Source organism: Terriglobia bacterium (genome assembly GCA_020073205.1).
Lineage (GTDB): Bacteria > Acidobacteriota > Polarisedimenticolia > Polarisedimenticolales > JAIQFR01 > JAIQFR01.
In genome coordinates this window covers 1-8817 of record JAIQFR010000144.1, presented here as the reverse complement: position 1 = coordinate 8817, position 8817 = coordinate 1, and the positions used below count along the sequence as shown (strand labels likewise).

Annotated in this window: 7 protein-coding genes; 4 read left to right on the top strand and 3 right to left on the bottom strand. The window is 64.9% G+C overall.

Annotation, left to right across the window (positions count from 1 at the left end):
* Nucleotides 1–172: 172 nt before the first annotated feature.
* Entirely contained in the window at nt 173–481 is a 309-nt protein-coding gene (locus LAO51_18850) for a recombinase family protein (GenBank protein MBZ5640801.1), read from the bottom strand.
* Between the two features lie 491 nt (nt 482–972).
* On the opposite strand from LAO51_18850, the gene LAO51_18845 reads away from it, so the two are divergent.
* From LAO51_18845 to LAO51_18835, 3 genes are all read left to right on the top strand, one after another.
* Nucleotides 973–1755 (top strand): CPBP family intramembrane metalloprotease, encoded by a 783-nt coding sequence (locus tag LAO51_18845; protein ID MBZ5640800.1) that lies wholly within the window; start codon nt 973–975, stop codon nt 1753–1755.
* An 899-nt stretch (nt 1756–2654) separates the two neighbouring features.
* Nucleotides 2655–3221: a hypothetical protein gene (locus tag LAO51_18840; GenBank protein MBZ5640799.1), complete on the top strand. Its 567-nt coding sequence runs from the start codon at nt 2655–2657 to the stop codon at nt 3219–3221.
* 332 nt (nt 3222–3553) lie between these two features.
* Nucleotides 3554–5389 carry a hypothetical protein gene (locus tag LAO51_18835; GenBank protein ID MBZ5640798.1) on the top strand — a complete coding sequence of 612 codons (1836 nt, stop codon included), beginning with the start codon at nt 3554–3556 and terminating at the stop codon, nt 5387–5389.
* A gap of 72 nt (nt 5390–5461) precedes the next feature.
* On the opposite strand, the gene LAO51_18830 is transcribed toward LAO51_18835, so the two are convergent.
* Together LAO51_18830 and LAO51_18825 are read right to left on the bottom strand one after the other, a co-directional pair.
* Nucleotides 5462–5644: a helix-turn-helix domain-containing protein gene (locus LAO51_18830; protein ID MBZ5640797.1), complete on the bottom strand. Its 183-nt coding sequence runs from the start codon at nt 5642–5644 to the stop codon at nt 5462–5464.
* Between the two features lie 753 nt (nt 5645–6397).
* Entirely contained in the window at nt 6398–6688 is a 291-nt protein-coding gene (locus tag LAO51_18825) for a hypothetical protein (GenBank protein MBZ5640796.1), read from the bottom strand.
* Between the two features lie 1545 nt (nt 6689–8233).
* Between LAO51_18825 and LAO51_18820 the strand changes: the two genes are divergently transcribed.
* Nucleotides 8234–8560 (top strand): hypothetical protein, encoded by a 327-nt coding sequence (locus LAO51_18820; GenBank protein ID MBZ5640795.1) that lies wholly within the window; start codon nt 8234–8236, stop codon nt 8558–8560.
* Nucleotides 8561–8817 lie beyond the last annotated feature (257 nt).

Here is an 8817-nt window from a genome sequence, read left to right as displayed (position 1 = left end):
AGCGTCTTGATCTTCGAGCCGTCCTTGCGGTGCTTCATGCTGTTGACGGTCCTGCCCTGGTACGCCTGGCCACAGCGGGCACAGGTGACGAGGCCGGAGAGAAGGAACGGGGATCGCAGGCCGTTCCCCGCACGAGCGTTCCTCGGCCCGACGTTCTTGGCGCGTGCGTGCATCAGTTCCTGGGCGCGGTCGAACGTCGTCGGCGGGACCAAGGGGTCGTGCGTGCCCGGCACGACGATCCAGTCGGCCTGGGCGTTCTCCCTGGGCTCGTCCGCGTCGACCCGGGGCCGCTCGACCGCGATTCCGCCCTGCACGCGGTGGAACTTCGCGAATGTTTCCGATTCCAGACCGTGTCGCCACGGTAGGCGGGGTTGCGGAGGATCTCCCGGATGGTGCTGAGGCTCCACTTCGAGTGGGCGTTCGAGGACCAGTTGCCATTTCGAGGAGAGGGGATGCCGTCGCGGTTGAGACCGCACGCGATCCACCTGCATCCCCGACCGAGCTCGACGCATCGCGGAAGATCCGCTGGATGACCGCGATCCGTTCCGGAGTTGAGGGAAGGAGCCGCGCCACGTCCCGCTTGCTGGAGTTGAGGCGCTCACCTCGCGGCAGGACGCGCGTGAGGCGCCCTTCGATGTCGTAGACCTCTTTGTCGCCCGATTCGAGCCAGCGGACGCGCTGGTAGGGCCGCCCCGTGGAGTCGTGGTACAGGAGATCGTAGCCGTACGCCGGCGTGCCGCCGCACCACGCTCCCGCCTCGGTGTGGCTCCCCGCGCACGAGAATACAGGGGATCTCGTGCAATCCACGGCGGCGTATACTCGCCCCCCGCTGAGTGGGGACCCGCGCGTCCCCAGCGATGCAACGACGGGGGACGACGGAGAACCGGCCACGTGGGTGCGTGAGGATGGTCACCTGATCAGAACCATGGCGGGATCGAGGCCCGATCTCTCCCCGATCCCGAGGACTTCGCCATGTCGTCCATGACGCGGAACCTGCTTATCGACCTGGTCATGTGGGTGGCGGTCTCCGTGGCATCGTACGTGGCCACCGCCGGGGTGTTCTTGCTCTGCGGAGGTTCCTTCACGCCCGAAATCAAGTCGGCCGTGTTCACGCTGCGCGACGGCACCACGATCGAGGCCCACATTCACGAGGAATACGAACGAATCCGAAACGAGCAACGTGGGAACATTGCCGCAGCCCGAGCAGAGTTCGACAAGAACCGATCTCCGCGCCGCCTGATTGTGCCCGCCACTGCTCTGATGCTGGTGCTGATGCTCGGTTACGTGGTCCTTCAGGAACGTGCCAAGCTACGGCAATGGTTCGCGGTCGGCCCTCGAAGCGTCTTGCTCGGCCTGGTTGGCGGAGTAGGGCTCGTTGCCCTCGAATGGGTCCACGACCAGGTGCTGACCTGGCTCGGCGTGACCCGTTTTGACTACGCGGAGTTCCTTCGGGAGTCAGGTGGCACCTTCGCGGTTGCGTTCTTGGGCGCCGTCGCAGCGCCCGTGGCCGAGGAACTCTATTTTCGCGGGAGACTCCATGACCTCGTGCAGAACCGCTTTGGCGTTGTCGCTGGCGTTTCCGCCACCGCCATCGTCTTCGCCGCGGTGCACGGGGTGCCGCAGTACCTGATCGGATACGCGGTAATGGCGGTTGTCTTCAGCCTCTTGAGGATCTTCACGCGGGGGCTCGTCGCACCGATAATTGCCCACTCGGTCTGCAACTTGATTGTCCTATCCGTCTTGAGCGGATCGTAGGAAGGCTTTCTGCGATCCTGCCGTGCGATGCGGCAGAGGGGTGTGAGGAACAGCGCTTCGATTTCGGTGACCATCGCTGGGTGTTCGCGCGTTGCCAGGTGCAGCAACGGCCTCGAACTGGCTCGGAACTACCGCCTCCGCCCGACTGCGATCCCGCCCCTTCCCCCTCGAGCGCGACCGGCGTATGCTCCCGGGCAGCGAGCGAGGGGGCCGGGGGAGTCACCGAGTCGCGCCGTCGAAGCTGGCTGGGTGGGCATTTCGCCATGGAGGTAGCAAACCGAACGGGCCGCGCCACACCGACCCGCAGGTCAGCGGCGACGTCGCCAGAGGAAAGGCGTGGTTATCGCCCATGGGAAGTCACGACGCGTACGGAAAGGAGCTGCTTTCACGCGCTTGCGGTAACGCCTACGCGCAATATGGCCCGGCTCTTGAAATCGACTTCGGCGCGGGCCATCCTGGCCGGATTGACGGCGTCGTGGGCGATGGCGTCGCGGTAGAGGTGGACTCGCGAACAGCGAAGCAGGTCCGAGGAGCTGTCATGGATCTCCTATGCCATCGCCTGGGGAAAAAGCTCCTATTGCTGGTCCCCGCGCACATGTCGGACGTGCATGTCACAGCCGCGCAGTTTCGGAACATCATGGGCCGATTCGTCTCTTCTGCGGACTTCCGTGTAGTCGTACTGCATGGAACAGGCGACTCGCCATCGTGGGGAACGGACGTTTCGGCGGTGCGGAAGGCGCTTCTCGATCTGGGTTGGAACGTGGCTGGCTGACATCGCCGTTACGCTGCGGGGCCCACGGGTCAATGGCCTTGCATGCGCACGCCCCGCGCCAGCGAGTCCCGCAGCCTACGGACGTCGATCGGGGCACCTGCAACCCCGGGCAGACGGTTGGTGAAAGATGGCGGACACCGTGAGCGAAGGATTCCTGACTCCGGCGATGGTCAGCCTCGCTGTTTCGTCCATCGTGTCCCCAGTTCTCTTTTATTTCCTGAAGGTGCGCGAGGAGCGGCGGAAAGAGAGGTTCGATCACAAGTACGCGGAGTACAAAGCATTCCTCAAGGCCCTGGATGACATGGCCGCGACGGCTCGGATCGACTTTGAGAGCTTCATGCGCGATACCATGGGGAGGCACTTCTCCGACATCCTGCGGGGCGGAGGCGACCTTGAGGCACTCAACGTGGACGTCCGGGAATTCACGCTGCGGACAGCGTCTGCGTTCTCGAAGGCCAAGAGCGAACTCCATGGGCTGACCTTGGTCTGTTCCGAAAAGCTCCTTTCGCTGGTTCGGGATTTCACGGCACTTCAGGAACGGCTCATGAGCAGGACGACTGCCCTTTTGGGAGACCTCAAGCAGTTCAACACCGACTCACCCGTCGCCGCGGAGATGAAGGAACTGGGAGAGCGCGCCGAATCGCTCAAGGATGAGATCGTTCGTGCAATGCGAACAGAATTGAGGATCAAGTGAACGTGAGCAGCCGGGGAGATAGGTAACGGTGGAGCCCGGCTCGCCGCGCCTCGCTGCTTCGCGGTACGCGGCTGTCTCCTGACGTGCGGGTCCGTCGCCGCACGATGTCGGCGGAGTCCTTGACCGTGCGCCGCCCTGGGGCACGCTCGCGACGTACTGCTCCCCGAAAGGCGCGAGGTCCCCCGATGGCCACATGGTGCGGTCCGACGGTCTCTAGGCGGCGATGGCTGCGTGGATCCGTAATCGCGCTCGGCGCGTCGCTCGCGGCCATGGCGGCCGGCGCAGGGACTACGCCCGGACCCCTGAAAACGGGACTCGTGGAGAAGGTCGGCGTGCGCCTCATGGTTGTGGATGTCGTCGCGCTCGACGAGCAAGGGCATACCGTCCCGGGCCTCGCTCGCGAGGACTTCGAGATCGAGGTGGACGGGAAGTCGCATGAGGCAGACACGCTTGACGCGACATGTGGGGCGGAGCAGGCCGATCTGCCGGGAGGGACGGCAACCACGGCCTCCGTCGAGCCGCCGCCGCGCGGTGCCCCACCACCGCGGCGGGTCGTTATCGCCATCAGCTTCGTTGGCGTTCGTGGTGCTTGCCGATCGGAAAGCGATATGGACCCTTGCGTCGCGCTAGATCGCCTGAAACGCGAGTTCCGGAAGCGCTCGCGGCTCAACGAGGACGAGTATCTCGTTGTCTCCATCGGCCGAACCGTCCGCGTCGAGCAGCCGTTCACGCACAATCCTGCCGATGTCGTCCGGACGATCGATCGCATGGAAGACGATCTTACCCTCTGGGACGGGAGTGCGAGCTACGGGGGTGACGCCCTCCTCAATGGCCTAGACGCCCTTCTCGACAGTCTCGGAAGGGTTCCCGGGAGCAAGGTGCTCGTTCTGTACAACAACGGCCCCGGTCCCTGTCCAGCGACCAACGAGGCGCGATACGACGGGATCGCCGCGCGTGCCGCGGCGTCGCGGACCGCCATCTACCCGATGGACGTGAGCGGCTATCTCCTGAACTCCTGCCCCGGAGCGGTCGAGGCCCATGGTCTGACCCGACTCGCCGAGATGACGGGCGGGCGCGTAACCGCGAAGACCTGGAACCACACCTTGGCCCTCGCCCGGGCCGAGCACGACCTCGACTGCCGGTATTCGGTTGGTTTCTACGACCGCGATGCCGTCCTGGGCCGCGACCGCGCGCTGACCGTGAAAGTGCGCAGACCCGGGCTTCGGGTGCTGCACCCCTCCGCCTACGTCTTCCGCTCCGAGGACGCGGAGCGAAAGGACCTCCTGCGCGCGGCCCACCAGCTCCCCGACCTGTTCCAGGGCGGGCTCGTGCGCACCCACGTCTTCCCCTTGAGGCCAAGCGGCCGCAAGCGCTGGGATTGCCTCGTTGTCGTGGACTTCCCGGTCGACCTGTCCGGCAGCGGAGACGCCGCGATACGGGATTTCGGGGTCACCGTGCGCGGCCGCGCCGCTGGCGTGTTCCGCTTTGACCGGAGGGTGACGCTGAGAGCGAGAGAGGGCGCGGGAGCAGGCGAGCGGCGCGTATCGTTCATGGACCGCGCGACCCTTGGCCCCGGCGAGTACGAAATTGACGCCGTTCTCGTGGACCCGGACGGGCGCGTTCCGTCCGCGGTGCGCGAGACGGTGCGAGTTCCCGAGGTCCCGATCTCGCGGCCATTCCTCGTCGGACCCTACCTCGGGAACCCCGCCGGTCGAGACGTCGTGATCCAGTCCCCGTCCGCCGCGCGCGCGGCGGACGGCGCTCTGGCATCCGACCTCAGGGGGGACTACATCGGCGGCTCCACGAGCTTCGAGCCGCTTCTCGTGCAGAGATTGCAGAACGCCCAGTCGGAAGTCGCCGTCCTGACGCTCGCCTGCGGTCTCGAGCGACGTCGGCGCGCCGAAGGCCGCGTGGTGCGACGCGCGCTGCTCGACGAGGACGGCGCGGACGTCGGCTCGCTTTCCCCGGTCCCGCTCGCCGGTTTCGATGAAGGAGAGTCCGGATGCAGGACGCTCCTCGATCGGATTCCGGCGCGGGGACTACGTCCGGGGCGCTACCTCTTCGAGGCCGCGATCGAGCCGGCGCCGGACCCCGACACCGCCCGCTCGTCGGTCCGGTTCACGGTTCCCTCGCCGCCGGACCCGCCCGCATCGACTGGCCCACCTTGAGCAGGCTCAAGGGCAGACCATCTGCGTTCTCTGCTCCGCGTCCGGGAACGCCCCCGTCGCCGGGCGCTTCGGCTAATCCTCACTCTTACCCGGAGGGAAAAGGTCGGCGATATCGCACTTTAGACGGATGCACAGCTTCTCGAGCGTATCGAGCGAGACGTTCTGAATCTCGTTCTCGATTCGATTGATCGTAGGACCCGAAACGCCGGCCTTTCGCGAGAACTCGTTCTGGGACTGGCCGCCTCGAATCTGCACGAGCCCTCGTGCAAGCCTTCGGCGCAGGGACACCCTCTGGCGTGGCATGCCAAGATGCTGCTTGACCCCCTTCTACACATGTGTAGACTTTACGAATCCGATGCTGGGGGAAAGGTGCCAACAACGCAGAGGATTGGACGGAAGGGCGAGCAGGATGTCGTGGAGCTGTGCCGGTGTCCGAACTACCAAAGGCCGCTGATGGTCCTTCCCCCGAACTATCCGCTATTCGATGTCCAGTGCACCGCCTGTGCTTTTCGCGCGCAGGTTAAGACCGTGCGCTCCCGCCCGGTTGCCAGGATACGTGGCGCAGGTTGGCAGGTCATGAGTAAGGTCCTCAAGTCCGGCTTCTTGGTTCCGCCGCTGGTGGTGAATTGGACCTGGAGAGCCAGAAAGAGGACCTATCACGAGATTCGCTTCTACCCGTTCATCCCTAGGCAGAACCTGCATAGCTACGCGCTCTCAGCCACCGCTCGCCAACCGAACTACGAGATGTTCGACTATACGGGACTGCGGGATCTGCCGAACTTCGTCCTCCCTCAGAGACCACCTGACGATCGCGGTGAACGACGCGGGGGGGCTCGGCCACGATAGCCCGGAACAGGGGCTAGTCAGCACACCAGCCCCCGCACCTTCCCGCGCATCTCCTCATCATTCGGGTGGGTATAGACGACCTCGTGGCGCGTGCGCACGGTCCACGCCCGGCAAGAAGCGACAAATCCGGAGCGTCCCTCGTGAAATGGGCTCGACTCGAGCTCAAAGGCCCGCGTCAATCAAGCGGGACATCAGCGGCATTCGAGACCACGAGTTCCTTCGTCCGACCAGGAAGAGCGCAGCGAACGCTCGCTCCGCGGACGATCTCTCGGGCCGAGCGGCCCAGCGGCGGACGATGTTCTCCGCAGGCCCTCGTGCCGTCACGCCGACGCACGAGAACGAGCTGCCGTCCACCACGAGCACCGGGATGCCGTCCGACGATTCGTTCCGCCGCGTCGTCAGGTGAATCCCCTCCGCCAGGCGGATCGTGTGCACCTCGATCATCGTGTGCACGGATCCTCCGATTCGGCGTCAACTGGGTCCCGGAGACTAGTTTGGTCCCCCCCGGGTACCGGCAGCTTCGCCCGTAATGACGATCGCCGGCTTGGAACCTCCTCCGTAACAGCCGATTCCCATCGATCTGCCAGATCGCCGTCCGGGATGAGATCGCCAATCTCGAGAGACCGAAGCAGCCGGCCGGTGATCCCGATCCGTGACGCGACCTGATCCACTGTCAAGCCGCGCGCACGACGCACGCCTCGCAACTCGTCGGGCCGATTCACTTCCCGCATGCAGCTCCCTTGTCGCCGATCCGACGCACTTGATCGAGAAGGCACCCACCTGCGGTGCGAATGGGCCTCACCGATTTGTTGTGCACCAGCATCGAAGCGTGTGTCGAAGGGCCTCTCTTGATCACGCTAGAAGCCTTCCTCGTCCGGTTCGGGACGATGTGACGGAAACCCCACGTTGTCGCAAGCGACGAACGGCAGAATCCACTGACCAGAGTCGGCCGTCGGAATCCGGGCCGTCCATCGTCGTCGACGAGACGAGCGGCCAGATCCGTGCGCGACCCGTCGCCGCCGCCATCGGGGTCGCCGTGCGACCACCCTTGCTCGTCGAATCCCCGGCGGCGGAACCGGCCTGAGCGAAACCCAGGGCCTCCCGAATGGACCGCGTATCCAGGCTCCGTACCACGGGAGCAGTGCAGCGTTTCCAGTCGTCCATGGAAGCTCTCCTGTTGCGACAGATGTGTCCCGCGGACTGCTCAGGACGCTTGTCGTGATTGTAGTGTACGGCGAAACGTCTGCCGACAATCATGCCAAATTTGTAAGACGCAAGGATCGCTTGGTGAAAATAGGACTTGGGTCACCGTTCTGGTTGTTGTTAGTCAATGCGACGAAGAGCGCCACATCCTGCGCATCGCCCTGGGATCCGCGAGTAGCAGTACGGTCCGGCCGGATCTGGTCCTCGGCTCAGTCGGGTCAGTGTCGGCGGGGCGAAGAGGGGCGCACGATCGACACTCGTGGCGCCCGTGTGCCCGGCGCGTAGAATGCCGTAGCGGGGCAAAGCGCGGCTGGCTCGCGAGCGGGAACCTTGCACGGAGACAACCGGGATCCTGCGGGCGACGGGAAGACTAATCTCTGCCCCTTCTGCGAGGGTTCGGGGAAGTGCGCGAAGTGCTCTGGAACCGGCACGCGGACGACGCGGAGCGCGTGGTGGAGACGTAACTGGTATCTCCCGTGCGGCGCGTGCGATGGTTCCGGCACCTGTCAGCTTTGCCACGGCACGGGCAAGCGAACCGGCCGGGTGTAAGGGCGCGTCTCAGCACGACAGCGCGGGAACTCGGCGCACATCTTCTCTCGCTCGGGTACGTGTATAACACCATCGTCGCCGGGAGACCTGCCTCGCGAACCCCTGAGCGAGGCACGGGATCTGGATAGCCTGGCTCACGCGGGAGGCTGCCGTGCACCGCGAGACGTGAAACGAGCACAGATGAGTGTAGACACTGGAGGCTTCGTCGGAGTATCGTCCAGCAGGACAATATTCCGAGGAGGATCCATGAACATGAGAATGATCGCATTGGTGATGGCGGTAGCGCTCGTGGCCGGGCTGGCCTTCGCAGCCGGCGCCAAGGCTCCAGCCAAGGCCGCAGGCACGACACACAACATGACGGTCCAAGTCGTTTCTTTCGACGTGACGGCCAAAACGATCACGATCAAGGACGACAAGGGCGAGACGAAGACCGCGCCCGTCATGGGGAAGGCCATAGGGGAGCTCAAGACCGTAAAGGCCGGCGACATGGTTATGCTGACCTGTAAGGACAACGCGAAGGGCGAGCATCAGGGGATCATTGCGATCAAGGCAGCGAAGCCTGCCGCCAAGTAGGAAGGCTTCCGCGGTTCCGCAGCGGGGTAGGGCGTCGCTCGCCAGGACCGACGCCCTCCCATAGATCGCGAATCTCGCCCACGGCGTGTTCGCCATGGCCGGGGGCTATATTCTGACATGGACGATCAGCCGCTTCGGCGTGCCGTTTCCGCTGGCGCTGGTGGCTGCATTCGCTGTCGTCGCCGGCGCGAGCATCGTGCTGGAACGCTTGCTCTACTCGCGCCTCTACGGCGCCGGCGAGCTCCCGCAGGTGCTGT

Bases quoted from the DNA above. Each gene is read 5' to 3' on its own strand.
- LAO51_18845 (MBZ5640800.1), top strand. From the start codon at position 973: ATGTCGTCCATGACGCGGAACCTGCTTATCGACCTGGTCATGTGGGTG.
- LAO51_18840 (MBZ5640799.1), top strand. From the start codon at position 2,655: ATGGCGGACACCGTGAGCGAAGGATTCCTGACTCCGGCGATGGTCAGC.
- LAO51_18820 (MBZ5640795.1), top strand. From the start codon at position 8,234: ATGAACATGAGAATGATCGCATTGGTGATGGCGGTAGCGCTCGTGGCC.